Here is a 24,220-nt window from a genome sequence, read left to right on the forward strand (position 1 = left end):
CCATCTCAGGCCCCCGAGCGGCTGCGCCGCGCTTCGATGATGTTGGGCAGCTGCGAGATGCGCGCCAGCAGGCGGCCCAGCGCCTCCATGCCGGGAATCTCGATGGTCAGGCGCATGTTGGCGGTGTTGTCGCTCTTGTCCGACTGGGTGTTGACCGCCAGCACGTTGATCTTCTCGTTGAGCAGCATCTGCGACACGTCGCGCAGCAGACCGGAGCGGTCGTAGGCGCGGATCTGGATGTCCACCGGATAGGTCTTGGCCGGCGCCTGGCCCCAGCTGACCTGGATGATCCGCTCGGGCTCGCGCTCGCGCAGCTGCAGGGCGCTCGGGCAGTCCTGGCGGTGGATGCTCACCCCGCGGCCCTGGGTGATGTAGCCGACGATCGGCTCGCCCGGCACCGGCTGGCAGCAGCCGGCCATCTGGGTGAGCAGGTTGCCGACGCCGAGGATCTGGATCTCGTCGCGTCCGCCGCGCGGGCCACTGGGACCACGGCGGCCGATCAGGTCGACCACCTCGAAGCTGCGCTCGGGCTCGACCAGCTGCTGGGCGGCGTTGACCACCTGCGACAGGCGCAGGTCGCCGGCGCCGAGAGCGGCGTAGAGGTCCTCGGCGGTCTTCAGGTTGCACTTCTCGGCGAGGCGCTCGGGGTCGACCGCGGTCAGCGCCAGGCGCACCAGCTCGCGCTCCAGGTAGTTCTTGCCGGCGATCACGTTCTGGTCGCGCGCCTGGGTCTTGAACCAGTGGACGATCTTCGCCCGCGCCCGCGAGGTGGTCACGTAGCCGAGGTTGGGGTTGAGCCAGTCGCGGCTCGGCGCACCGTGCTTGCCGGTGATGATCTCCACCTGCTCGCCGGTCTGCAGGCTGTAGGTGAGCGGCACGATGCGCCCGTTGACCTTGGCGCCGCGGCAGTTGTGGCCGATCTCGGTGTGCACCCGGTAGGCGAAGTCCAGCGGTGTGGCGCCGGTCGGCAGGTCGATGGCGTGGCCGTCGGGAGTGAACACATAGACGCGGTCGGGCTCGATGTCGACGCGCAGCTGCTCGGCCAGGCCGCCGATGTCGCCCAGCTCCTCGTGCCATTCGAGCACCTGGCGCAGCCAGGCGATCTTCTCCTCGTAGTGGCTGGAGCCGGAGTTGACGTCGGTGCCCTTGTACAGCCAGTGGGCGCACACGCCCAGCTCGGCCTCCTCGTGCATGGCGTGGGTGCGGATCTGCACCTCCAGCACCTTGCCCTCGGGGCCGATCACCGCGGTGTGCAGCGAGCGGTAGCCGTTCTCCTTGGGGTTGGCGATGTAGTCGTCGAACTCCTTGGGAATGTGCCGCCACAGGGTGTGCACGATGCCGAGGGCGGTGTAGCAGTCGCGCACCTCGGGCACCAGGATGCGCACGGCGCGCACGTCGTAGATCTGGCTGAACTCCAGACCCTTGCGCTGCATCTTGCGCCAGATCGAATAGATGTGCTTGACCCGGCCGCTGATGTCGGCCTCGATGCCGGTGGCGTCGAGTTCCTCGCGCAACTGGCTCATCACGCTGTTGATGTACTGCTCGCGATCGAGACGGCGCTCGTGCAGCAGCTTGGCGATCTGCTTGTACTGCTCGGGCTCGAGGTAGCGGAACGACAGGTCCTCGAGTTCCCACTTGATGTGACCGATGCCCAGGCGATGGGCCAGCGGCGCATAGATGTCGAACACCTCGCGGGCCACCCGGTAGCGCTTGTCGTCGGGGGCGTTCTTCACCGCACGGATGGCACAGGTGCGCTCGGCCAGCTTGATCAGCGCCACGCGCACGTCGTCGATCATCGCCACCAGCATCTTGCGCAGGTTCTCCACCTGCGCCTGGGCGCCAAGCACCATGGACTGGCGCGGATTGAGACTGGCACTGATCGCGGCCATGCGCAGCACGCCCTCGATCAGCTTGGCGACCTGGGCGCCGAAGCGCTGGCCGACCGCCTCCAGGCTGGTCTTGCCCTCGCGCACCGCACGGTAGAGCACGGCGGCGACCAGCGACTCCTGGTCGAGCTTGAGGTCGGCGAGGATCTCGGCGATCTCAAGGCCGGTACGGAAGCTCGACATGCCCTCGGCCCAGATGTTCTGCGCGGCGATCGCCTGCTGCTCGACCTCGCGGGCGAACTCGCAGGCCTTGCGCAGGCTGTCGCGATCGAGGGCCGGGTCGACATCGAGGATGTGATCCAGCCAGGCCTCGAGGTTGATGCTGCCGTCGGTGTTGACCGGCTGTTGCGCTCTTACCTGTACCATCGTCTTTCACCTTTCCTGCCAGGGCACGGAACAGCCGTGCCCGGTCAAGGGCCCGCCTCCGCGGGTCCTGCCTGCGCCGGCCTTCTGCGGACCGGTGCGCCTACGGACGCTCGGCGTCCGCCTCGAACAATGCCATCGCCTCCACATGCGCCGTCTGCGGGAACATGTCGAGGATGCCGGCGCGCTTCAGGCGATAGCCCTGCTGCGCCAGCGCTGCCGCGTCGCGCGCCAGCGTGGCCGGGTTGCACGACACGTAGAGCACGCGCCGCGCGCCCAGGGCACGCAGCTGGCCGACCACCGCCGCCGCGCCGTCACGCGGCGGGTCCAGCAGTACCGCGGCGAAACCGCCGCGCGCCCAGCCCGTCTGGCCCAGCGGCTGGGACAGGTCGGCGCGGAAAAAGTGCGCATTGCCCAGGCCATTGGCCGCGGCATTCGCCGCGGCCCGCTCGACCATCGCCTGCACGCCCTCCACCCCCACCACCTCGGCGGCGCGCCGGGCCAGCGGCAGGGCGAAGTTGCCCAGGCCGCAGAACAGGTCGAGCACCCGTTCGTCGGCCTGCGGCGCCAGCCAGGCCATGGCCTGGGCGAGCATCGCCTCGTTGACCGGGGCGTTGACCTGGACGAAGTCGCCCGGCCGCCAGGCCAGGGTCAGCCCCTCGCCCTCCAGCCGATAGCCCAGCTCCTGCGTCGGCTCGTCCGCCTGCGGCTCGCCCTCGCCCTGCCACCACAGCTGGGCGCCGTGCGCGGCGCAGAAGGCCCGCAGCGCGGCGCGATCCTCCTCCGCCAGCGGCTGGGTGTGGCGCACCAGCAGCGCACTGGCGGTGCCCTGGAACAGCTCGGCGTGGCCGATGGCCTGCGGCTTGCGCAGGCCGCGCAGCACCGCCGGCAGTTCGGCGAGCAGCGATTGCAAAGCCTGTACCAGTACCGCGCAGCGGTCCAGATCGACTATCGCCTGACTTGCCGCGGCGCGGAAGCCGACCTCCAGCCGCCGGCCCTTGGCATCCCAGCGCACCGCCAGGCGCGCGCGGCGCCGGTAGCCGAACTCCGGCCCGACCAGCGGCGGCGCCCACTCCTCGGGCGCCAGACCGGCCAGACGCTGCAGCTGCTCGGCCAGGGTGCGCTGCTTGAGCGCCAGCTGCTCGGCGTGCGGCAGGTGCTGCAGGGTGCAACCGCCGCAGCGTCCCGCCAGCGGACAGGGCGGCTCGCGGCGCAGGGCGCTGGGCTCGAGCAGCCGCTCGACCCGCGCGTCCACCACCTGGCTGCGCGCGGCCAGCACGCGGGCCTCGACCGTTTCCCCGGCCAGGGCCCCGGCGACGAACCAGGTGCGGCCGCCCTCGTGGGCGATGCCGCGGCCGTCGTGGGCCAGGCGTTCGATGCAGAGGCGTTGCTTCTTGCCGACCGGCAGTTGTGCGGCGCGTGCGCCGCCGCTCGGCTGGAAGCGCAGCCCGGTATTGCGTTTGGCCATCAGGCGACCTGCAGATTCAGTGTAGGGTGCGCCGGGCGCACCGCAGGGAAAGCGTGCTCGACCGCGGGCTCAGGCCTGCGGCTCGTCGTAGACGCCGGTGGACAGGTAGCGGTCGCCGCGGTCGCAGATGATCGCCACCATCACCGCGTTCTCCACCTCGCGCGACAGGCGCAGCATGGCCGCCACCGCGCCGCCCGAGGACACGCCGCAGAAGATGCCTTCCTCGCGCGCCAGACGACGCATGGTGTCCTCGGCCTCGCCCTGCGCCATGTCGATCACCCGGTCGACGCGGCTGGCGTCGAAGATCTTCGGCAGGTACTCCTGCGGCCAGCGGCGGATGCCGGGGATGGCCGAGCCCTCCTGCGGCTGCAGGCCGACGATCTGCACCGCCGGGTTCTGCTCCTTGAGATAGCGCGACACGCCCATGATGGTGCCGGTGGTGCCCATCGAGCTGATGAAGTGGGTGATGCTGCCCTGGGTCTGCCGCCAGATCTCCGGGCCGGTGCTCTCGTAGTGGGCCTGCGGGTTGTCGAGGTTGCCGAACTGGTCGAGCACCTTGCCGCGGCCCTCGGTCTGCATCCTCAGCGCCAGGTCGCGGGCGCCCTCCATGCCCTCGGCCTTGCTGACCAGCACCAGCTCGGCGCCGTAGGCGGTCATCGCCGCCTTGCGCTCGGCGCTCATGTTGTCCGGCATGATCAGCACCATCCGGTAGCCCTTGATCGCCGCTGCCATCGCCAGGGCGATGCCGGTGTTGCCGGAGGTGGCCTCGATCAGGGTGTCGCCGGGCTGGATGTCGCCGCGCAGCTCGGCGCGGGTGATCATCGACAGCGCCGGACGGTCCTTCACCGAGCCGGCCGGGTTGTTGCCCTCCAGCTTGACCAGGAGGGTGTTCGTGGTCGGGCCCGGCAGGCGCTGCAGGCGCACCAGCGGAGTGTTGCCGACGCAGTCGGCGATGGTGGGATACTGCACGGTCATGGAAGCGCTCGGTCATCGCAGCGGCCAGGGGGAGCGCTATGATAACGGCAAACCGGGCGGGCCGATAACACGGCACGATCGAACCTTATAACCTCAAGATATAAGGTTCGCGCGCTTGCCGACCTCTGGCGAGGCGCTACACTGCCGCCAACCCAGTAGTGCAGCGGAGAATCTGCGTGTTCGACAAACTCGGGATCAAGGGCCGCATCCTGCTGCTGTCCCTGCTGCCCACCAGCCTGCTGGCGCTGGTGCTCGGCAGCTACTTCACCTACACCCAGCTGGCGCAGATGCAGCACCAGCTCGACGACCGCGGCCAACTGCTGGCCGAACACCTGGCACCGCTCAGCGCCCGCCCGCTGGCCGCCGGCGACCGGGAGCTACTCGAGCGCCTGGCGACCCGCAGCCTCGAACAGAGCGACGTACGCGCCATCAGCCTGCTCGACGCCGAGGGCAGACCCCTGGCCCACGCCGGCCCGCGCATGCGCGGCGAGCCTCCCGCGGCGCAGCCCGGGCTGCTCAGCCAGGCCCGCAGCCTCAGCGCCACGCGCTTCCGCCTGCCGGTCTACGGCCACCACCGCCAGCTCGGCGGGCAGGCGCCGCAGAACGAGGACGACAACCTGCTCGGCTGGATCGAGGTCGAGCTGTCGCACCAGAACACCCTGCTGCAGAGCTACCGCAGCCTGCTCGCCAGCCTGCTGCTGACCCTCACCACACTGGGCCTGAGTGCCCTGCTCGGCCTGCGCCTGAGCCGCTCGATCAACCAGCCGCTGGCGCAGATCAGCCAGGGCGTGGCGCAGATCCGCGACGGCCAGCTGCACACCCGCCTGCCGAGCCTCGACAGCCGCGAGCTGAACGAGCTGGCCGCCGGCATCAACCGCATGGCCGAGGCGCTGGAGAGCGCCCACGACGAGCTGCAGCAGAGCGTCGAGCAGGCCACCGAGGACCTGCGCAGCACCTTGGAAAACATCGAGGTGCAGAACATCGAACTCAATCTGGCGCGCAAGGAGGCGGTGGAGGCCAACCGCATGAAGTCCGAGTTCCTCGCCAACATGAGCCACGAGATCCGCACCCCGCTCAACGGCATCCTCGGCTTCACCAACCTGCTGCGCAAGAGCGGCCTGGACAGCCGCCAGCAGGACCACCTGGCGACCATCGAGAAGTCCGCCGACAACCTGCTGGCGATCATCAACGAGATCCTCGACTTCTCGAAGATCGAGGCCGGCAAGCTGCTCCTCGAACAGGTGCCGTTCAACCTGCGCGACCTGATCCAGGACGTCCTCACCATCCTCGCCCCCGCCGCCCACGAAAAGCGCCTCGAACTGGTCAGCCTGATCTACCGCGACACGCCGCAGGCGCTGGTCGGCGACCCGCTGCGCCTCAAGCAGGTGATCACCAACCTGGTCAGCAATGCCATCAAGTTCACCCGCAGCGGCAGCATCGTGGTGCGCGCCATGCTCGAGGAGGACCTCGGCGACCGCGCCCACCTGCGCATCAGCGTGCAGGACAGCGGCGTCGGCCTGTCCGAGGCCGAGCAGCGCAGCCTGTTCCAGCCGTTCAACCAGGTCGACAACTCCAGTTCGCGACAGGCCGGCGGCACCGGCCTCGGCCTGGTGATCTCCAAGCGCCTGATCGAACAGATGGGCGGCGAGATCGGCGTGACCAGCGAGAGCGGCCATGGCGCCGAGTTCTGGCTGCTGCTCGACCTGCCCAAGGCCGCCGAGGAAAGCGACGAACTGCCGCGCGCCCTGCTCGGCGGACGCTGCGCCGCGCTGCTGGAAAGCCACGAACTGGCCCGCCAGTCGCTGCGCCACCAGCTCGAGGACTGCGGCCTGCAGGTGATCGAGTTCGGCAACCTCGACGCGCTGATCGAGGAGGCGGCCCTGCGCCAGCACGGCAGCGCGCCGCTGGCCATCGCCCTGATCGGCATCGATACCAGCGAGCATCCGCCCGAGCGCCTCAGCCGCCAGCTGTGGGAGCTCAACCAGCAGGGCTGCCAGAGCCTGCTGCTGTGCCCGACCACCGAGCTGATGCTGTATCACGCCAGCCTGCCGGCCGACCACGGCCAGCTGCAGGCCAAGCCGGTGTGCACGCGCAAGCTGCAGCGCACCCTGATCGACATGCTCAGCCCGCGCGCGCAGCGCAGCGAACCGAGCGGCAGCAACCACGCCACCGGCGCCAGCCGCGCGCCGCGCCTGCTGTGCGTCGACGACAACCCGGCCAACCTGATGCTGGTCAAGACCCTGCTCGGCGACATGGGCGCCCAGGTCACCGCCGTCGACAACGGCTACGCCGCACTGTGCGCGGTGCAGCAGGACAACTTCGATCTGGTGTTCATGGACGTGCAGATGCCCGGCATGAACGGCCGCGAGACCACCGAGGCGATCCGCCAGTGGGAGCTCGAGCAGCGCCAGTCGCCCCTGCCGATCGTCGCCCTGACCGCCCACGCCCTGGCCAGCGAGAAGCGCGCCCTGCTGCAGTGCGGCATGGACGACTACCTGACCAAGCCGATCAGCGAGCGCCAGCTGGCCCAGGTGGTGCTCAAGTGGACCGGTCTGTCGCTGCGCGGCAGCGAGCCGGCGGCCAGCCACCTGCCCGAGCGCGGCAGTGCCGCCCCGGAGCTGCGCGTGCTCGATCCCGAGGAGGGCCTGCGTCTGGCCGCCGGCAAGGCCGAGCTGGCCGCCGACATGCTGGCCATGCTGCTCGACTCGCTGGAGTCCGACCAGGCGGCGATCCGCCAGGCGCGCGCTGCCAACGACACCACCGCGCTGCTCGAGCGCATCCACCGCCTGCACGGCGCCACGCGCTACTGCGGCGTGCCGCAGCTGCGCGCCGCCTGCCAGCGCAGCGAGAGCCTGCTCAAGCAGAACGCCCCGGCCAGCGTCGCCCTCGACGAGCTGGATGCCGCCATCACCCGCCTGGCCGAACAGGCCGCCCGCCCCGCCCCGGATACGGCGTCGTAACGAGGAGTCCCCGTGCGCATCACCCTGTTCAGCAGCAAGCCCTACGACCGCGACAGCTTCGCCGCCGCCAACGCCGGCGGCTTCGAGCTGCACTTCCTCGACGCGCGCCTGGACGTCGACACCGCTGCCCTGGCCGCCGGCAGCACGGTGGTCTGCGCCTTCGTCAACGACGACCTGTCCGCGCCGGTGCTGGAGCGGCTGGCGCAGGCCGGCACGCGGCTGATCGCCCTGCGCTCGGCAGGCTACAACCACGTCGACCTGCACGCCGCCGCACGCCTCGGCCTGCCGGTGGTGCGCGTGCCGGCCTACTCGCCGCACGCGGTGGCCGAACATGCCGTGGGCCTGGTGCTGGCACTCAACCGACGCCTGCACCGCGCCTTCAACCGCACCCGCGAGGGCGATTTCTCCCTGCACGGCCTGACCGGCTTCGACCTGCACGGCAAGACCGTCGGGGTGGTCGGCACCGGCCAGATCGGTGCGGTGTTCGCCCGCATCATGCTGGGCTTCGGTTGCCAGGTGCGGCTGTTCGACCCGCAGCCCGACGCCGGCCTGGTCGCCCTCGGCGCGCGCTACGTGGCGCTCGACGAACTGCTGGCGAGCAGCGACATCCTCAGCCTGCACTGCCCGCTGACCGCCGCCACCCGCCACCTGATCGACCGCTACAGCCTGGCGCGGATGAAGCACGGCGCCATGCTGATCAACACCGGGCGCGGCGCCCTGGTCGACACCCCGGCGCTGATCGGCGCGCTGAAGAGCGGCCAGCTCGGCTACCTGGGCCTGGACGTCTACGAGGAAGAGGCCGACCTGTTCTTCGAGGACCGCTCCGACCAGCCGCTGCAGGACGACGTGCTGGCGCGCCTGCTGACCTTCCCCAACGTGATAGTCACCGCCCACCAGGCCTTCCTCACCCGCGAGGCGCTGGCGGCCATCGCCGGCACCACCCTGGACAACGTCGTCGCCTGGCAGGCCGGACGGCCGAGCAACCTGGTGCAGGCCTGAACCGTTACGGACAGCGTGCTAGCATGCCCGCCTTGCCCGGAGGCTCCATGACCGAACACGATTTCCGCTACACCCTGCTCAACCCGCAACACACCCTCACCGAGTGCCGCGCGCTGGCGCCCGGCCGCTATCAGGTCACCGGCAACGGCGGCTCGATCAAGGTCGGCGACATCCTGCTGGTGACCCTCAAGGGCAGCCGCGACCTGTCCATGCGCCTCGCCGTGGAAAAGGTCCGCCACCTGATCACCCCGCCCGGCCAGTGGCTGGCGGTGGCCCGCGGCCCGGCGTTCCGCGAGCTGAACATCCACACCTGGCAGGTGGCCTGCGACGGCTGCGGCGTGCAGCTCGACCTCGAGTTCGCCGTCGACGGCGCGCTGGGCGACAAGGCCCGCGCTCCGGCAGCCGAGGCGCGCCTTGCCGAACTGGGCTGGGCCAACCGCGCCGGCCGCCATCTCTGTCCGCAGTGCAGCGCCAAGGAGGCCTGATGTTGCCGCGTACCGCCTTGCTCGTCGCCGCCGCCGCGCTCGCCGGCTGCGCCGCCACGCCACCGCCTCTGGAGCAGGAGCGCACCTACCGCGTCGAGTGGATCGACGAGCGCCCGCTGCTCGAGGGCAGCCACCTGACCATCACCTTCGGCGCCGACGACCGCGCCTACGGCACCGGCGGCTGCAACCACTGGTTCGCCGGCTACGGCCTGGAAGGCGAGATCCTGCGTTTCAGCCAGGTCGGCAGCACCCGCAAGCTCTGCTCGCCGAGCCTGATGGAGCAGGAAGCACGCTTCTTCCGGGCGTTGCAGCAGGTGCGCCGCTGGGACGTCTCGCCGCTCGAGCAGCTGCGCCTGTGGCCGGAACAGGGCAAGCCGATCCGCCTGTGGCCGGACGAAGGCTGAGCTATTCGAACAGCACCAGTTGCTCCCCCCCCTCGCGCAGGTCGACCAGGCGCACGCCCACACCGATCAGCCGCACCGGCCTGCCGCCGCGGGCGAAGGCTGCCGCCAGCAGACGCTGGTAGCTGCCGCCATCGCGCCCGGCGCCGGCCTGCTCCAGGGTAGTCTGGGTGAAGTCGTGGAACTTCAGCTTGACCAGCGGCTTGTCCGCCCGGTAAGCGCTGTCCAGGCGCGCCAGGCGGTGCTCCAGTTGCTCGAGCAGCGCCGGCAGCTCGGCCACGCAGGCGGCCAGGTCCGGCAGGTCGCGATCGAAGGTGTGCTCGACGCTCAGCGTCTGCCGGCGCCGCTCGACCCGTACCGGGCGCTCGTCGATGCCACGGGCCAGCTGCCACAGGCGCTCGCCGAAGCTGCCGAACTCGCGCACCAGCGCCAGCCGCTGCCACTCGCGCAGGTCGCTGCAGCGCTGGATGCCGAGCCGCGCCAGACGCTCGGCGGTGACCTTGCCCACTCCGTGCAGGCGCGCCACCGGCAACGCGGCGACGAAGGCATCGACCTCCGGCGGCGTGATCACGCACAGGCCGTCGGGCTTGTGCCAGTCGCTGGCGATCTTGGCGAGGAACTTGTTCGGCGCCACCCCGGCCGATACCGTGATGTCCAGCTGCTCGCGCACCCGCCGGCGGATGTCCTGGGCGATGCGCGTGGCGCTGCCGGAGAAATGCGCCGAGTCGGAAACGTCGAGGTAGGCCTCGTCCAGCGACAGCGGCTCGATCAGCTCGGTGTAGTCCTGCAGGATGGCGTGGATCTGCCGCGAGGCCGCCTTGTAGGCCTCGAAGCGCGGCCGCACGATCAGCAGCTGCGGGCACAGCGCCAGCGCCTGGCGCGAGGCCATCGCCGAGTGCACGCCGAAGGCGCGCGCCTCGTAGTTGCAGGTGGCGATCACCCCGCGGCGGTCCGGCGCACCGCCCACCGCCATCGGCCGGCCGGCCAGACGCGGGTCGTCGCGCATCTCGATGGCGGCGAAGAAGCAGTCGCAGTCGATGTGGATGATCTTGCGCACGGCGCGGGACGGCAGAGGCCGGACTCCGGAACGATACAGGCGGACCGCCAGTGTAACGCCTGGCGCCAGCAAAGGGCGCAGCACTCTGGCGGCCGCGCCGGACGGGGCCTGGTGGCTGCCAGGCGCTCTGCCCGGGCGCATAACTGCTTGATCCGGCGAACGTTTTTCAAGATGGCGCTTGACACCGCAGCGCTTTTGCGTAAAATCGACAACCACAGACGCGGGGTGGAGCAGTCTGGTAGCTCGTCGGGCTCATAACCCGAAGGTCGTAGGTTCAAATCCTGCCCCCGCAACCAAATCTCGAAAAGGCCATTCTCCGGAATGGCCTTTGTCGTTTCTGCTCGCAGCCGTTTCTCGCAGCAAGCCATTGATTCAGAAAAACTATTGGTTGACTGCCAGCCATTTGCGAGTAGAATGGCCGACATCAGACGCGGGGTGGAGCAGTCTGGTAGCTCGTCGGGCTCATAACCCGAAGGTCGTAGGTTCAAATCCTGCCCCCGCAACCAAATCTCGAAAAGGCCATTCTCCGGAATGGCCTTTTTCGTTGCTGCGCGAAAAGCACAGCCGCCCCACCCCCTCAGCTTGGCTTAAGGTTGGCGCCCTAGACTACCGGCATCGATTCGAATCGCCTGTCCGGAGTCAGCATGGCCTCTTCCCCCTCACGCTACAGTCCCCTGTCCATCGCCCTGCACTGGGTCATGCTGCTGCTGATCGCGGCGGTCTATGCCTGCATCGAACTCAAGGGCAACTTCCCCAAGGGCAGCGACATCCGCGAAGGCCTCAAGTACTGGCACTTCGTCCTCGGCCTGTGCATCTTCGCCCTGGTCTGGCTGCGCCTGCTCGGCCGCCTGGCGGGCAGGACGCCGGCGATCCAGCCGGCACCGCCGGCCTGGCAGACCGGCATGGCCCACCTGATGCACCTCGCCCTCTACGCCCTGATGATCGGCATGCCGCTGCTGGGCTGGCTGCTGCTCAACGCCGAGGGCAAGCCGGCGCCCTTCTTTGGCATCGAGCTGCCCATGCTGGTGCCGCAGAACCACAGTCTGGCGGAAAACATCGAGGAACTGCACGAGTTCGGCGGCCAGGCGGGCTACTGGCTGATCGCCCTGCACGCCGCTGCCGGCCTGTTCCACCACTATGTCAGCCGCGACAACACCCTGACCCGCATGCTGCCGGGCCGCGACTGAAATCCTCCGCAGCAGGCCCCGCCCGCACTGTCGCGGGGCCTGCGTTCCTCCCTGCAGCACTGGCCAAGCGCGCCCGGCACCGCTAGAATTGCGCACTTTTTGATCAAGCGCCCGCGCGGCGTCACCCAGAGGTCAGCCTGCATGTCCAGCTCCACCCCCAAAGTCGGCTTCGTAAGTCTCGGTTGCCCGAAAGCGACCGTCGATAGCGAACGCATCCTCACCCAGCTGCGCATGGAGGGCTACCAGATCGTCCCCTCCTACGAGGATGCCGACGTGGTGGTGGTCAACACCTGCGGCTTCATCGACAGCGCCAAGGCCGAGTCGCTCGACGCCATCGGCGAGGCGCTGGCCGAGAACGGCAAGGTGATCGTTACCGGCTGCATGGGCGTCTCCGAGGACAGCATCCGCAACGTCCACCCCAGCGTGCTGGCGGTCACCGGCCCGCAGCAGTACGAGCAGGTGGTCAACGCGGTGCACGAGGTGGTGCCGCCCAAGGTCGACCACGACCCGTTCGTCGACCTGGTGCCGCCGCAAGGCATCAAGCTGACCCCGCGCCACTACGCCTACCTGAAGATTTCCGAGGGCTGCAACCACAGCTGCAGCTTCTGCATCATCCCGTCGATGCGCGGCAAGCTGGTCAGCCGTCCGGTCGGCGACGTGCTGTCCGAGGCCGAGCGCCTGGTCAAGGCCGGGGTCAAGGAGCTGCTGGTGATCAGCCAGGACACCAGCGCCTACGGCGTCGACCTCAAGTACAAGCTGGACTTCTGGAACGGCCAGCCGGTGAAGACCCGCATGCTCGAGCTGTGCGAGGCGCTCTCCGGCATGGGCGTGTGGGTGCGCCTGCACTACGTCTATCCGTACCCCAACGTCGACGACGTGATCCCGCTGATGGCAGAAGGCAAGCTCCTGCCGTACCTGGACATTCCCTTCCAGCACGCCAGCCCGAAGGTGCTCAAGGCGATGAAGCGCCCGGCCTTCGAGGACCAGACCCTGGCGCGGATCAGGAAGTGGCGCGAGATCTGTCCGGAGCTGACCATCCGCTCGACCTTCATCGTCGGCTTCCCCGGCGAGACCGAGGAAGACTTCCAGTACCTGCTCGACTGGCTGACCGAGGCGCAGCTCGATCGCGTCGGCTGCTTCCAGTACTCGCCGGTCGAGGGCGCCCCGGCCGAGGAGCTGGGCCTGGAGGCGGTGCCGGACGAGGTCAAGCAGGAGCGCTGGGAGCGCTTCATGGCCCACCAGCAGGCGATCAGCGCGGCACGCCTGCAGCTGAAGATCGGCAAGGAGATCGAGGTGCTGATCGACGAAGTCGACGAGCAGGGCGCCATCGGCCGCTCCGCCGCCGACGCCCCGGAGATCGACGGCAACGTCTACGTCGACAGCGACCGCGACCTGCAGCCGGGCGACAAGGTGTGGGTGCGCGTCACCGACGCCGACGAGTACGACCTCTGGGCCGAAGTGATTTAAGCCCCCTCCCCCGACGAGCCCGGCCCAGTGCCGGGCTCGTCGTCTCTGGGCCCGACGCGGGGAATGGGGTGTAATGTCTGCTCGTCCGGCATGGATGGAGACCGCCGATGAATCCCTGGCTGCAGATACTCGCCCTCACCCTGTTCGCCGGACTGGCCATGCCGGCCGGCGCCTTGCTCGCCATCCGCGAACACATCCACCCGCGCTGGCTGGAAACCGAACTGCGCCACACCATTCTCGCCTTCGGCGCCGGCGCCCTGCTCGCCGCCGTGACCCTGGTGCTGGTCCCCGAGGGCATGCGCACCCTGCCGGTCTGGCTCGGTGCGCTGTGCTTCGCCGCCGGCGGCGTGCTGTTCATGCTGATCGACCGCTACCTTGCCGCCCATCGCACTTCGGCCAGCCAGGCGGTCGACATGCTGTTCGACTACATCCCCGAAACCCTCGCCCTCGGCGCGGCCATGGCGCTCGGCAGCCACGCCGGCCTGCTGCTGGCCCTGCTGATGGCCCTGCAGAACCTGCCGGAAGGCTTCAACGCCTACCGCGAACTGCGCCGCTCCTCGCGCCTCGACAACCGGCAGATTCTCGGCCTGTTCACCCTGATCGCCCTGCTCGGCCCGTTCGCCGGCCTCTGCGGCTACCTGTGGCTGGCGCCCTACCCCGAGGTCGTCGGCGCCATCATGCTGAGCGCCTCCGGCGGCATCCTCTACTCGGTGTTCCAGGACATCGCTCCGCAGATCCCGCTGCGCCGCCACTGGGCTCCGCCGCTGGGCGCGGTGGCCGGCTTCCTGCTGGGGATGATCGGCCAGCCCCTGGGGGCCTGAGGGGCCGATTCGGCCGGCCAACCGCCCCGCAACGGAAACACCTTGCGATCTTCGTCACCGCGACGACAGGCGAGCCGGCGAACTGGCCGGCATCCCGGGATGCGACTGCCGCCGCCCGGTGGCCGCTCGCCGCCGCGGACGACTGCCTGCGAGTTCCGCTGCGGGGCGCGACTCGTTAAGATCATCACGACCCAGCGGGACGCCCTGCCCGCCCCGCCCCCTTGCGCCCACTTCAGGAAGAGTGCCCACGATGAGTTCCACCTCCCGCTTCGCCCCCATGCCCGATGCCCGCGGCTACTTCGGCCCCTACGGCGGCCAGCTGGTGCCACCGGAACTCAAGCAGGTGATGGACGAGATCGACGCCGCCTACGAGGAGATCCGCCAGCGCGAGGACTTCCAGCAGGAGCTGGCCAGCCTGTTCGCCGACTACGTCGGCCGTCCCAGCCCGATCTTCCATGCCCGCCGCCTCTCCGAGCAGCTCGGCGGCGCGCAGATCCACCTCAAGCGCGAGGACCTCAACCACACCGGCGCGCACAAGATCAACCACTGCCTGGGCGAGGCGCTGCTGGCCAAGTTCATGGGCAAGACCAAGGTGATCGCCGAGACCGGCGCCGGCCAGCACGGCGTGGCGCTGGCCACCGCCTGCGCGCTGGTGGGCATCCCCTGCGAGATCCACATGGGCCAGGTGGACATCGAGAAGGAACACCCCAACGTCACCAAGATGAAGATCCTCGGCTGCAAACTGGTGCCGGTGACCCGCGGCGCGGCGACCCTCAAGGAGGCGGTGGACAGCGCCTTCGAGGAATACCTCAAGGACCCGCACAACTTCATCTACGCCATCGGCTCGGTGGTCGGCCCGCACCCGTTCCCGAAGATGGTCCGCGACTTCCAGTCGATCATCGGCACCGAGGCCCGCGCGCAGTTCCTCGGCAAGCACGGCCGCCTGCCCGACCACGTCGCCGCCTGCGTCGGCGGCGGCTCCAACGCCATGGGCATGTTCACCGCCTTCCTCGACGACGAGAGCGTCAACCTGGTCGGCGTCGAGCCGGCCGGCGAAGGTCTGGACAAGCCCGGCCGCCACTCGGCCACCCTGTCCAAGGGCAAGCCCGGCGAGCTGCACGGCATGGCCTGCTACGTGCTGGAAGACACCGAAGGCAACCCGGCCGCGGTGCACTCGATCGCCTCCGGCCTCGACTACCCCGGCGTCGGCCCGCAGCACAGCTACCTGAAGGACATCGGCCGGGTCAGCTACCAGACCGCCAGCGACCAGGAATGCCTGGACGCCTTCATGACCCTGTCGCGCGTCGAGGGCATCATCCCCGCCCTGGAAAGCGCCCACGCGGTGGCCTGGGCCATGCGCGTGGCACCGACCCTGCCGAAGGATGCGCACATCCTGGTCAACCTGTCCGGCCGTGGCGACAAGGACGCCGATTACGTGGCCAAGCTGCTCGGCCTGTAACCGCTCGCACACCCCGCGCCCCCCCGGGACGCGGGGTGCTCTCCCGCCGTCCGGCGCGTATCATCCCCGCTGCCCCGTCGCCTCCCCGGTCTCCCCGCCATGTCCTACAGCGTCAGCCCCGTCGGCTACCTGCGTTCCTGCTTCAAGGAAAAGTTCGCCATCCCGCGCCAGCCGCAACTGGCCCCGGCCGCCCGCGGCGTGCTGGAACTCGTGCCGCCGTTCGACGATGGCTCCGCGGTGGCCGGGCTGGAGCAGGTCAGCCATGTCTGGCTGCTGTTCCTCTTCCACCAGGCGCTGGAGGACCGGCCGCGGCTCAAGGTCCGCCCGCCACGCCTGGGCGGCAACCGCTCGCTGGGCGTGTTCGCCACCCGCGCCACCCACCGCCCCAACGGCATCGGCCAGTCGGTGGTGAAACTGGAGCGGGTCGAGGCGGGCCGCCTGCACCTGTCCGGCATCGACCTGCTGGACGGCACCCCGGTGCTGGACATCAAGCCCTACGTGCCCTACGCCGACATCGTCGACGAGGCCCGCAACGCCATCGCCGACGCGCCGCCGCCGGCGATCCCGGTCGACTGGTGCGCTAGCGCCCTGGCCCAGGCCCGCGAGCAGGCGCTGCGTCTGGGCGAACCGGTGGTCGAGCTGATCGAGCAGTGCCTGGCCCAGGACCCGCGTCCGGCCTACCAGGTGCCTACGCCGGAGCGCCGCTACGGGGTGCGCTTCTGGGACCTGCAGGTGCGCTGGCACTACCCCGCCCCCGAGCGCATCCGGGTGCTGGAGGTGGTGCGAGCCGAAGCGTAGGGTGCGCTATGCGCAGCACCGTTGGCTGCTCGCTGCGCTGCTTGAGCGGCCGTCCATAAGCGAAAACGGCGGAGTCCCTCACCGGGACTCCGCCGTTTTCCGTTGCACGGTTCGTCTTATTTTTCGACGAAGGCGCGCTCGATCAGGTAGTCGCCCGGGTCGCCCATGCGCGGGGAAACCTTGAGGCCGAAGCTGTCCAGCACCTGGCTGGTCTCGTCGAGCATGCTCGGGCTGCCGCAGAGCATGGCGCGGTCGTCCTGCGGGTTGATCGGCGGCAGGCCGATGTCGGCGAACAGCTTGCCGCTGCGCATCAGGTCGGTCATGCGGCCCTGGTTGCGGAACGGCTCGCGGGTGACGGTCGGGTAGTAGATCAGCTTCTCGCGGACCATCTCGCCGAAGTACTCGTGCTGCGGCAGCTCCTGGGTGATGAAGTCGGCATAGGCCAGCTCGCTGACCCAGCGCACGCCGTGGACCAGGATCACCTTGTCGAAGCGTTCGTAGGTTTCCGGATCCTGGATCACGCTCATGAACGGCGCCAGGCCGGTGCCGGTACCGAACAGGTACAGGTGCTTGCCCGGCAGCAGATCGCCGAGGATCAGGGTGCCGGTGGGCTTGCGGCTGACCATCAGCTCGTCGCCCGGCTGCAGGTGCTGCAGGCGCGAGGTCAGCGGGCCGTTCGGCACCTTGATGCTGAAGAACTCCAGGTGCTCCTCGTAGTTGGGGCTGGCGATGCTGTAGGCACGCATGAGCGGACGCCCCTCCACTTCCAGACCGATCATCACGAACTGGCCGTTCTCGAAGCGCAGTCCCTGATTGCGGGTGGTCTTGAAGCTGAACAGGGTATCGTTCCAGTGATGCACGCTGATCACGCGCTCGCTCACCAGGTTGCTCATGGATGACTCCTTGCAGATGCGAAAGTAAGTACGGCCGGCTGGCCGTGTTGCGCTGCATTCTATAGTCGCGCAAGATATCCGTTAAATGAATAATCAATATATTGTTAATCGGTTATATCGATATGCGTTTCACCCTCAGGCAACTGCAGGTCTTCGTCGCTATCGCCCGTCTGGAAAGCGTGTCGCGCGCCGCCGAGTCGCTGGCCCTGTCGCAGTCGGCGGCCAGCACCTCGCTCGCCGAACTGGAGCGCCACTATGACAGCCCGCTGTTCGACCGCATCGGCAAGCGCCTGACCCTCAGCGCGCTGGGCAGCCAGTTGCTGCCCAAGGCAGTGGCCCTGCTCGACCGCGCCGAGGAGATCGAGCAACTGCTGCAGGGCAAGATCGGCTTCGGCTCGCTGCAGCTGGGCGCCACCCTGACCATCGGCAACTACCTGGCCACCCTGCTGATCGGCCGCTTCATGCAGGCGCACCCCGAGTGCCGGGTACGCCTGCATGTGCAGAACACCAGCCACGTGGTGCAGGGCGTGGCCCAGCACGGCCTCGATCTCGGCCTGATCGAGGGCGACTGCCAGCATCCGGACATCGAGGTGCAGCCCTGGGTGGAGGACGAACTGGTGGTGTTCTGCGCGCCGCAGCATCTGCTTGCCCGGCGGCGCACGGCGAGCCTGGACGAGCTGGTGCGCGAGGCCTGGATACTCCGCGAGCAGGGCTCGGGCACGCGGCTGACCTTCGACCAGGGCATGCGCCATCACCCCACGCCGCTGAACATCCGCCTGGAGCTGGAGCATACCGAGGCGATCAAGCGCGCCGTGGAGTCGGGCCTGGGCATCGGCTGCATCTCGCGCCTGGCGCTGCGCGACGCCTTCCGCCGCGGCAGCCTGGTGGCGGTGGAAACCCCGGAGCTGGACCTGCGCCGCCAGTTCAGCTTCATCTGGCACAAGCAGAAATACCAGAGCAGCGCCATGCGCGAGTTCGTCGAACTGTGCCGCAGCTTCACCGCCGGCGCGCAGCGCAGCGATCAGATCCGCCTGCAGGAAATTCCCTGAGCTACGCGCCCGACGCTCAGCCGAGCAGGACGATGCCCCACACCAGGGCGATCATGGCCAGCACCACCGACTGGGCGGCGCTGCCCATGTCCTTGGCGTTCTTCGACAGCGGATGGCGCTCGAGGGAGATGCGGTCGATGGCGGCTTCCACCGCCGAGTTGAGCAGCTCGACGATCAGCGCCAGCAGGCACACCGCCACCAGCACGGCGCGCTCGCCACGGCTGACGTCGAGGAAGAAGGCCAGCGGCACCAGCACGGCGTTGAGCAGCACCAGCTGGCGGAACGCCGCCTCGCCGGCGAAAGCGGTACACAGGCCGTCCCGGGAATAGCCGGCGGCGTTGAGGATGCGCTTGAGGCCGGTGCGGCCCTTGAAGGGTGACTGCATGATGGAGCGTTCCGTTGCAAAAGACGCCAGTCTGTCATTCCCGCCTTGGCGGAAGCTTAAGAGCGGCCTCAGCTCGACGGCATCGACTCCATCTGCTGCAGCAGCAGCGCCGCCTGGGTACGGGTGCGCACGCCGAGCTTGCGGAAGATGGCGGTGACGTGGGCCTTGACCGTGGCCTCGGAGACGCTCAGTTCGTAGGCGATCTGCTTGTTGAGCAGGCCTTCGCAGACCATGGTCAGCACACGGAACTGCTGCGGGGTGAGGCTGGCCAGACCTTCGCTGGCGGCGCGCACCTCGTCGGAGAGGGCGGCGGCTTCCTCGACCTGCGGCGGCCACCAGGCGTCGCCGTCGAGCACCGCGCGGACGGCCTGCTGGATGGTTTCCAGCGGGCTGGACTTGGGAATGAAGCCGCTGGCGCCGAACTCGCGCGAGCGCTGCACCACGGCGGCCTCCTCCTGAGCGGAGACCATCACCACCGGAATGTGCGGGTACTGGCCGCGCAGCAGGACCAGCCCGGAGAAGCCGTAGGCGCCGGGCATGTTGAGGTCGAGCAGGACCAGATCCCAGTCGCGCTTCTCGTTCAGGCGCGCTTCCAGTTCGGCGATGCTGGCCACCTCCACCAGATGCGCCTCGGCCCCCAGTCCCATGCTCAACGCCTGCTGCAGGGCGCTGCGGAACAACGGGTGGTCGTCGGCAATCAGTATTTCGTAGGCGGCCATGATAAGTCCTGTTGTTGTTCTGAGCGGGCGGGGGCTCGAGCGGCGCTCAGGATGCCGAGCACACCCCGCACGGTCAAGAAAAATACCCGGAAAAGCCTCAGGGACTTGCTCGCGCGACAAGCCGAGCTCATGCAGGCTCCCCAATTCTACCCTTTCAGGGCAGAATTTCGCCTTTTTTCTGAGGTGAACCCCATGCCTGGCCAGGCCCTGCGTGCCGATCTGCTGATGCTGCTGACCGCCCTGATCTGGGGCAGCGCCTTCGTTGCCCAGCGCCTGGGCATGGACGCCATCGGCCCCTTCCTCTATTCCGGCCTGCGCTTCGCCCTCGGCGCCCTGGTGCTGCTGCCGCTGCTGCTGCGCCGCCCCGCGGGTGGTGGCGGCGAGCCGCTGAATCGCAGCCTGCTGCTCGGCGGCCTGCTGCTCGGCCTGGCGCTGACCGCCGGCATCAACCTGCAGCAGGTCGGCCTGCTGTTCACCAGCGTGACCAACTCCGGCTTCATCACCGGCCTGTACGTGATCATCGTGCCACTGCTCGGCCTGCTGCTCGGCCAGCGCGCGGGCCTGGGCATCTGGCTGGGCGCCAGCCTGGCGGTGGCCGGCATGGCGCTGCTGAGCATCGGCCCGGATTTCCGGATCGCCGCCGGCGACTGGCTGCAGCTGGCCGGCGCCCTGGTGTGGGGCGTGCACGTGCTGCTGGTCGGCGCCCTGGCCGGTCGCCACGACCCGGTGCGCATCGCCTTCCTGCAGTTCCTCACCTGCGCGCTGCTCAGCCTGCTGCTGGCCGTGCTGTTCGAGGACATCGACCTCGAGGCCATCGGCCGCGCCGGGCCGGCGATCCTCTACGGCGGCCTGGTCTCGGTGGGCATCGGCTACACCCTGCAGGTGGTGGCGCAGAAGCACGCCATCGCCTCCCATGCGGCGATCATCCTCTCCCTGGAGGCGGTGTTCGCCGCCATCGCCGGCGCCCTGCTGCTCGACGAGGCGCTGGCGCCGCGCGGCTATCTGGGCTGCGCGCTGATGCTCGCCGGCATGCTGGTCGCCCAGCTGTGGCCGCGGCGCCTGCCGGTCGTTCAGGCGCGGAACGGCAGCAGGCGCTGATGCGCCGCACTCCCCTCGTCCAGCGGCAGGTGGCGCTTGAAGCTCAGGTAGCGTTCGCTGAACACGTCGAGATAGGCATCCAGCGCCTCGGCGGCCTCGCGGTCGCCAGCCAGTTCCAGGCAGAGCGCCGCCACCTCGGCGGTGCACAGGTGCTCGCCGCGGGTCGAGCGGCGCAGCCGATAGCGCGACTGCTGCTCCGGGGTCAGGCTGAGCACCGGGAAGCGGTCCAGGTAGGGACTCTTGCGGAACATCTTGCGCGCCTCGGTCCAGGTCGCGTCGAGCAGGATGAACAGCGGGCGCCGGCCGGACTGTGGCTCGACCGTCTGCACCACCCGCTCGGGTGCGGCGTACTCGCCGGGAAACACCACGTAGGGCTGCCACTGCGGATCGTCGAGCAGCGCCAGCAGACGCGGATCCACCTCGATGCGCGACCAGCCGAAGGCGCTGTTGTCGACCAGCACGTCGGCGATCAGCCAGCCGGTGTTGCTCGGCTTGAGCGCCTCGATGTCGTGCATCAGCAGGCACACCCCGCTGCGCGCGGCCACCTGCGGGCGCCAGGCGCACATGCAGTGGCTCTGCGCCAGGCGGCAGGCGGGACAGCGCGGCATGCGCGAGCCGCGGGCGACGAAGGGCTTGGCGCTGCGGGCGAGGCGCTCGGCGCGCAGGCGGGCGACGCTGTTGCTCATCGAGCACCCCGGCAGACGGCGGTGGTCGGGGCGCGACGGGCGGATGACGGCATGGCAACTCCAAGGGCAGCGTTCCAACGGGCGCGGCAGTCTAGCAGACGCGCCCGCCGGCTCCAGCGCAGGGCGTATGATGGACGCCCTGCGAACCCGCTGCGCCAGCACGGGTCGAAGGCTCAGTTTCCCAGGAGAATCCCCATGCGCCGTATTCACGTCCTGCTGGCCGTCCTGCTGGCCGCCTCCGCCGCCCACGCCGCCTCGCTGCAGGACCACGAACTGGGCAAGCTGCTCGAGGACGTCGCCCGGCAGAGCAGCGTCGGCACTCCGCGGGCGATCAACGCCGACATCCTCGACCAGGGCTACACCACCGAGGGCAACCAGCTGATCAATCACCTCAGCGTGCGCCCCAGCCACGCCGCCGAGATGCGCAGCAATCCCGACGCCGTCCGCCAGCAGCTGCGCGCCAGCGTCTGCCGGAACCCCGGCTACCGCCAGTTGCTCGGCAAGGGCGCAGTGCTGATCTATGACTTCAGCGAGCACAGGAGCAATCGCCCGGTGACCACCGAGCGCTTCCGCGCCGCCGACTGCGGACTGAAGAAGTAATCCGGCACCACCGAGAAAGGCCCGCCCCGGCTCCGGCGGCGGGTCTTTCTCGTCAGCGCAGCACGGCAGGATCGCCCTTGCCGGCCAGCGCGGCCGCCTCGTCGGCGGTCAGCAGCGCAGTGCGCGGTACGTCCATCAGTTGCGCACAGGCGGCCACCACGTTGGCCCAGCAGGCGCGGTTGGCGAACAGCATGCCCGCCTCGTCGAGGGTGCCGCCGCGGTTGCGGTAGCCCAGTACCGCGCTCCGGCAGGCATCCGGCAGCAGCAGCCACAGGTGGCCGCGGGCCACCTCCGGGCGCATGTGGGTGAGCAGCACGCGGCGCGCCATGGCGGCAGGGAACAGCCGCTCACGCAGCGCCTCGTCGGCGACCGTCTGCTGCTCCAGCAGGTCACGGGGGGCACGGAAGCGCCCCGGTTCCTGCAGGTAGACCAGCCGGTAGGCATAGCCGGCCTCGGCCAGCCGGGCAGCGGCGCGGCGCATCTCGGCGAGCTGGTAGCTGCCGTTGGCGATCAGCAGCAGCGGCTCGCTGCCCGCCCGCTCGGCCACCACGCAGGCCCCGTCGCGAGCCAGTCGCTGCGCCTGGGCGGCGTCGAACACGCAGGGCCGCTCGCGCTTGGGCACCACCAGGCAGGCCAGCCGGCCGCGCGTCTGGTAGATCTGCGGCAGCAGCGCCAGGGTGCTGTTGTGGTCGGCCGGGAACAGCACGCGCACCGTGTCACCCATCTCCCCCAGCAGTGCCTCGCAGAAGGTGGTGTCCTGGTGCGACTGCTGGTTCTTGCCGTTCTCCCAGGTATGCGAGGTGGCAACCAGCGGCCAGCCCAGCCAGCCGGCGGGGCGACCGGCCTCCGTCTGCTGGCGGGCGAAGATCAGGGTCTGGCGCACTGCGCCGAGCATCTTCACGCAGAACGCCTCGTAGCTGGCCACCAGGTTCAGGCCGCCCTGGTTGGCCAGGCAGGCCGACACCACGGCTTCCTCGTTGAGCACGGTGATGATCCGGCCGTCCACCGCCTCGTCGTCGGCCTCCGGCACGCAGACCCGGTGCCTGAGCGCCTGCAGCACGCCGTGCAGGCGATTGCTGGCCAGCTCGTCGGGATTGCCGACGCGCGGGCGCAACTGCGGGTTGGCCGCCGTCAGGTCGACAAAGAAGCGATCGATGGCGCTCATTGGCGAGCAGTCCCGGTCGTGGAAATGCAGCTCGGGGAGCTGCGGCAGCACCGGCCGGCGTACCGCCAGCGGGTGATCGCGCTCCAGCGCGCGTCCCGGACGCAGGGCGGCGAAACAGTCCAGTGCCCGGCGCAGCTCGTCCGGCGCCACCCACAGGGCCGCGGCGCTGGCGTTGAACAAGCGGCGCGCCTCGACATCGGTATGCGGGTTGCCCGGCAGCGGCAGATTGTGCGCGGCATTCTCGCCAGCGCCGTGGAAGCCGAACCCCTTGACCGTCTCGGCGATGGCGAAAGGGATCGGCAAGGGGTACTGGAGGATGCCGCGCTGCAGCTCCTCGACCCGGTTCCCCAGATGGCGCTCCATCTCGTGCAGGGTGCAGACGAAGGCGGCCGGATCGCGGCCATCGAAGCGCAGCGGATCGAAGCCACAGCGGCGCAGGTGCTCGACGAAGGCGGCCAGTCCCTCGGCGGTGCCCAGCTCGGTGCGCTGCTCGATGCGCCGGCCGTTGGCGATCAGCACCGGCAGGGCCACGCCGCAGTCCTCGGCACGCCACCAGCGCGGCATCCAGTCGCTGCCGCGCTGCTCCTCGGCGGCGCCGTCGGAGAGGAAGGCCACCAGGGTCTCGCCCGGCAGCGGCTGGTGGGCATACTGCAGCTCGGCAAAGCCGAGGTAGCCGCCCTCGGCGATGCCCCCGGCGGTGTGCGGGGTGACGTGGCTGCCCAGCGGCACGCCGGGCAGGCCGTCGGGAGCCTGGGCGTAGCTGTAAAAGTCGGCGACCAGGCAACTCAGTCCGGCCTCGTCGTGACCATAGCGCGCCGCCTGTTCCGGGTGCAGGTTACCGGTGAGCACGTTGAGCGCCTCGATGGCCGCCACGCAGTGGCCCTGGCCCATGGCCCAGGCGCGGGTCTCGCCGGTCAGCGCATTCAACGCCAGGTAGCCGGCATAGGCCGGCACCATGTTCAGCGCCCCACCGGTATGCCCCTCCGGACGGGCCTTGAAGTCGTCGGCCTCGAGTTCGGCGCCATCCAGGCGCACCCGGCGTGCGTAGGTCATGTGCGCCACCAGCCACAGGCCGGTGCAGGTCAGGCGGTCGAGCGCCTGCAGCAGGCGATAGACGCTGGCAAGGTCCGGCTGGCAGCCGGACTGCACGAGGCGATGGGCCAGGCGGAACACCGCTGCCTGGGTGGCCGCGGTGTGCTGCAGCGGGCCACAGCCCCGAGCCCACTCGGCGAAGCTCGGCTCCGCCAGGGCATGGGCCTGCAGCTCCTCGGCGCAGGGCAAAAGCTGACTCATGGGGCA

At 69.5% G+C, this 24,220-nt stretch carries 21 protein-coding genes and 2 tRNA genes; 14 read left to right on the forward strand and 9 right to left on the reverse strand.

Features of this window, described 5'->3' with window-relative positions:
- Positions 1 to 5: 5 nt before the first annotated feature.
- The 3 genes from relA to cysM form a co-directional block, all read right to left on the reverse strand.
- Positions 6 to 2,252 carry a GTP diphosphokinase gene (relA, locus tag E5198_RS07790; RefSeq protein WP_136489431.1) on the reverse strand — a complete coding sequence of 749 codons (2,247 nt, stop codon included), beginning with the start codon at positions 2,250 to 2,252 and terminating at the stop codon, positions 6 to 8.
- 100 nt (positions 2,253 to 2,352) lie between these two features.
- Positions 2,353 to 3,717, reverse strand: a complete 1,365-nt coding sequence (rlmD, locus tag E5198_RS07795) for a 23S rRNA (uracil(1939)-C(5))-methyltransferase RlmD (RefSeq protein ID WP_136489432.1) — start codon at positions 3,715 to 3,717, stop codon at positions 2,353 to 2,355.
- A 69-nt stretch (positions 3,718 to 3,786) separates the two neighbouring features.
- Positions 3,787 to 4,692: a cysteine synthase CysM gene (gene cysM, locus E5198_RS07800; RefSeq protein WP_136489433.1), complete on the reverse strand. Its 906-nt coding sequence runs from the start codon at positions 4,690 to 4,692 to the stop codon at positions 3,787 to 3,789.
- 176 nt (positions 4,693 to 4,868) lie between these two features.
- On the opposite strand from cysM, the gene E5198_RS07805 reads away from it, so the two are divergent.
- From E5198_RS07805 to E5198_RS07820, 4 genes are read left to right on the forward strand one after another with little or no spacing between them, the layout of a single operon-like run.
- Positions 4,869 to 7,652 carry a response regulator gene (locus tag E5198_RS07805; RefSeq protein WP_136489434.1) on the forward strand — a complete coding sequence of 928 codons (2,784 nt, stop codon included), beginning with the start codon at positions 4,869 to 4,871 and terminating at the stop codon, positions 7,650 to 7,652.
- A 12-nt stretch (positions 7,653 to 7,664) separates the two neighbouring features.
- Positions 7,665 to 8,651, forward strand: a complete 987-nt coding sequence (locus E5198_RS07810; protein WP_136489435.1) for a 2-hydroxyacid dehydrogenase — start codon at positions 7,665 to 7,667, stop codon at positions 8,649 to 8,651.
- A gap of 47 nt (positions 8,652 to 8,698) precedes the next feature.
- Entirely contained in the window at positions 8,699 to 9,136 is a 438-nt protein-coding gene (locus tag E5198_RS07815; RefSeq protein WP_136489436.1) for a hypothetical protein, read from the forward strand.
- Entirely contained in the window at positions 9,136 to 9,540 is a 405-nt protein-coding gene (locus E5198_RS07820) for an META domain-containing protein (RefSeq protein WP_136489437.1), read from the forward strand. The genes E5198_RS07815 and E5198_RS07820 overlap by 1 nt, the downstream gene beginning before the upstream one ends.
- A gap of 1 nt (position 9,541) precedes the next feature.
- On the opposite strand, the gene dinB is transcribed toward E5198_RS07820, so the two are convergent.
- Positions 9,542 to 10,594 (reverse strand): DNA polymerase IV, encoded by a 1,053-nt coding sequence (gene dinB / locus E5198_RS07825; protein WP_168772495.1) that lies wholly within the window; start codon positions 10,592 to 10,594, stop codon positions 9,542 to 9,544.
- 219 nt (positions 10,595 to 10,813) lie between these two features.
- Between dinB and E5198_RS07830 the strand changes: the two genes are divergently transcribed.
- The 7 genes from E5198_RS07830 to tsaA all read left to right on the forward strand — a co-directional run bounded on the left by E5198_RS07830 (position 10,814) and on the right by tsaA (position 16,326).
- Positions 10,814 to 10,890, forward strand: a tRNA-Met gene (locus E5198_RS07830).
- A 133-nt stretch (positions 10,891 to 11,023) separates the two neighbouring features.
- Positions 11,024 to 11,100 (forward strand) — tRNA-Met (locus E5198_RS07835).
- 138 nt (positions 11,101 to 11,238) lie between these two features.
- A complete protein-coding gene (locus tag E5198_RS07840) occupies positions 11,239 to 11,781 on the forward strand; it encodes a cytochrome b (protein WP_136489439.1) in 543 nt (180 codons plus the stop codon).
- A 141-nt stretch (positions 11,782 to 11,922) separates the two neighbouring features.
- Positions 11,923 to 13,248, forward strand: a complete 1,326-nt coding sequence (gene rimO, locus E5198_RS07845; RefSeq protein ID WP_136489440.1) for a 30S ribosomal protein S12 methylthiotransferase RimO — start codon at positions 11,923 to 11,925, stop codon at positions 13,246 to 13,248.
- A 107-nt stretch (positions 13,249 to 13,355) separates the two neighbouring features.
- A complete protein-coding gene (locus E5198_RS07850) occupies positions 13,356 to 14,069 on the forward strand; it encodes a ZIP family metal transporter (protein ID WP_136489441.1) in 714 nt (237 codons plus the stop codon).
- A gap of 250 nt (positions 14,070 to 14,319) precedes the next feature.
- On the forward strand, positions 14,320 to 15,528 hold the full coding sequence (gene trpB, locus E5198_RS07855) for a tryptophan synthase subunit beta (protein ID WP_136489442.1): 1,209 nt from the start codon (positions 14,320 to 14,322) through the stop codon (positions 15,526 to 15,528).
- A 99-nt stretch (positions 15,529 to 15,627) separates the two neighbouring features.
- Entirely contained in the window at positions 15,628 to 16,326 is a 699-nt protein-coding gene (gene tsaA / locus E5198_RS07860; protein WP_136489443.1) for a tRNA (N6-threonylcarbamoyladenosine(37)-N6)-methyltransferase TrmO, read from the forward strand.
- Between the two features lie 116 nt (positions 16,327 to 16,442).
- On the opposite strand, the gene fpr is transcribed toward tsaA, so the two are convergent.
- Entirely contained in the window at positions 16,443 to 17,219 is a 777-nt protein-coding gene (fpr, locus tag E5198_RS07865; protein ID WP_136489444.1) for a ferredoxin-NADP reductase, read from the reverse strand.
- 122 nt (positions 17,220 to 17,341) lie between these two features.
- On the opposite strand from fpr, the gene E5198_RS07870 reads away from it, so the two are divergent.
- Positions 17,342 to 18,268: a LysR family transcriptional regulator gene (locus tag E5198_RS07870; RefSeq protein WP_136489445.1), complete on the forward strand. Its 927-nt coding sequence runs from the start codon at positions 17,342 to 17,344 to the stop codon at positions 18,266 to 18,268.
- 16 nt (positions 18,269 to 18,284) lie between these two features.
- Here E5198_RS07870 and E5198_RS07875 read toward each other — a convergent pair whose 3' ends face one another.
- Together E5198_RS07875 and erdR are read right to left on the reverse strand one after the other, a co-directional pair.
- The gene (locus E5198_RS07875) at positions 18,285 to 18,653 is read right to left on the reverse strand and encodes a diacylglycerol kinase (RefSeq protein WP_136489446.1); all 369 of its coding nucleotides are present in this window, start codon (positions 18,651 to 18,653) and stop codon (positions 18,285 to 18,287) included.
- A gap of 68 nt (positions 18,654 to 18,721) precedes the next feature.
- Positions 18,722 to 19,372 (reverse strand): response regulator transcription factor ErdR, encoded by a 651-nt coding sequence (gene erdR, locus E5198_RS07880; protein WP_136489447.1) that lies wholly within the window; start codon positions 19,370 to 19,372, stop codon positions 18,722 to 18,724.
- Between the two features lie 192 nt (positions 19,373 to 19,564).
- Between erdR and E5198_RS07885 the strand changes: the two genes are divergently transcribed.
- On the forward strand, positions 19,565 to 20,470 hold the full coding sequence (locus E5198_RS07885) for a DMT family transporter (protein ID WP_136489448.1): 906 nt from the start codon (positions 19,565 to 19,567) through the stop codon (positions 20,468 to 20,470).
- Here E5198_RS07885 and E5198_RS07890 read toward each other — a convergent pair.
- The gene (locus E5198_RS07890) at positions 20,443 to 21,156 is read right to left on the reverse strand and encodes a tRNA-uridine aminocarboxypropyltransferase (RefSeq protein WP_136489449.1); all 714 of its coding nucleotides are present in this window, start codon (positions 21,154 to 21,156) and stop codon (positions 20,443 to 20,445) included. The two genes, E5198_RS07885 and E5198_RS07890, sit on opposite strands and share 28 nt — an antisense overlap.
- Positions 21,157 to 21,351: 195 nt before the next feature.
- Between E5198_RS07890 and E5198_RS07895 the strand changes: the two genes are divergently transcribed.
- Positions 21,352 to 21,756 (forward strand): quorum-sensing-regulated virulence factor family protein, encoded by a 405-nt coding sequence (locus tag E5198_RS07895; protein WP_136489450.1) that lies wholly within the window; start codon positions 21,352 to 21,354, stop codon positions 21,754 to 21,756.
- Positions 21,757 to 21,808: 52 nt separating this feature from the next.
- Here E5198_RS07895 and E5198_RS07900 read toward each other — a convergent pair whose 3' ends face one another.
- Positions 21,809 to 24,214 (reverse strand): xylulose 5-phosphate 3-epimerase, encoded by a 2,406-nt coding sequence (locus E5198_RS07900; RefSeq protein WP_136489451.1) that lies wholly within the window; start codon positions 24,212 to 24,214, stop codon positions 21,809 to 21,811.
- Positions 24,215 to 24,220: the final 6 nt, after the last annotated feature.

Source organism: Pseudomonas sp. A-1 (genome assembly GCF_004801855.1).
GTDB lineage: Bacteria > Pseudomonadota > Gammaproteobacteria > Pseudomonadales > Pseudomonadaceae > Geopseudomonas.

What these genes read in the sequence shown, in the direction of transcription:
- erdR (WP_136489447.1), bottom strand. Translation starts at nt 19,372, where the DNA reads ATGGCCGCCTACGAAATACTGATTGCCGACGACCACCCGTTGTTCCGC.
- E5198_RS07850 (WP_136489441.1), top strand. Translation starts at nt 13,356, where the DNA reads ATGAATCCCTGGCTGCAGATACTCGCCCTCACCCTGTTCGCCGGACTG.
- E5198_RS07875 (WP_136489446.1), bottom strand. Translation starts at nt 18,653, where the DNA reads ATGCAGTCACCCTTCAAGGGCCGCACCGGCCTCAAGCGCATCCTCAAC.
- fpr (WP_136489444.1), bottom strand. Translation starts at nt 17,219, where the DNA reads ATGAGCAACCTGGTGAGCGAGCGCGTGATCAGCGTGCATCACTGGAAC.
- rimO (WP_136489440.1), top strand. Translation starts at nt 11,923, where the DNA reads ATGTCCAGCTCCACCCCCAAAGTCGGCTTCGTAAGTCTCGGTTGCCCG.
- trpB (WP_136489442.1), top strand. Translation starts at nt 14,320, where the DNA reads ATGAGTTCCACCTCCCGCTTCGCCCCCATGCCCGATGCCCGCGGCTAC.
- E5198_RS07890 (WP_136489449.1), bottom strand. Translation starts at nt 21,156, where the DNA reads ATGAGCAACAGCGTCGCCCGCCTGCGCGCCGAGCGCCTCGCCCGCAGC.
- tsaA (WP_136489443.1), top strand. Translation starts at nt 15,628, where the DNA reads ATGTCCTACAGCGTCAGCCCCGTCGGCTACCTGCGTTCCTGCTTCAAG.
- E5198_RS07820 (WP_136489437.1), top strand. Translation starts at nt 9,136, where the DNA reads ATGTTGCCGCGTACCGCCTTGCTCGTCGCCGCCGCCGCGCTCGCCGGC.
- E5198_RS07815 (WP_136489436.1), top strand. Translation starts at nt 8,699, where the DNA reads ATGACCGAACACGATTTCCGCTACACCCTGCTCAACCCGCAACACACC.
- rlmD (WP_136489432.1), bottom strand. Translation starts at nt 3,717, where the DNA reads ATGGCCAAACGCAATACCGGGCTGCGCTTCCAGCCGAGCGGCGGCGCA.
- E5198_RS07885 (WP_136489448.1), top strand. Translation starts at nt 19,565, where the DNA reads ATGCCTGGCCAGGCCCTGCGTGCCGATCTGCTGATGCTGCTGACCGCC.
- E5198_RS07840 (WP_136489439.1), top strand. Translation starts at nt 11,239, where the DNA reads ATGGCCTCTTCCCCCTCACGCTACAGTCCCCTGTCCATCGCCCTGCAC.
- E5198_RS07900 (WP_136489451.1), bottom strand. Translation starts at nt 24,214, where the DNA reads ATGAGTCAGCTTTTGCCCTGCGCCGAGGAGCTGCAGGCCCATGCCCTG.
- E5198_RS07870 (WP_136489445.1), top strand. Translation starts at nt 17,342, where the DNA reads ATGCGTTTCACCCTCAGGCAACTGCAGGTCTTCGTCGCTATCGCCCGT.
- E5198_RS07895 (WP_136489450.1), top strand. Translation starts at nt 21,352, where the DNA reads ATGCGCCGTATTCACGTCCTGCTGGCCGTCCTGCTGGCCGCCTCCGCC.
- relA (WP_136489431.1), bottom strand. Translation starts at nt 2,252, where the DNA reads ATGGTACAGGTAAGAGCGCAACAGCCGGTCAACACCGACGGCAGCATC.
- cysM (WP_136489433.1), bottom strand. Translation starts at nt 4,692, where the DNA reads ATGACCGTGCAGTATCCCACCATCGCCGACTGCGTCGGCAACACTCCG.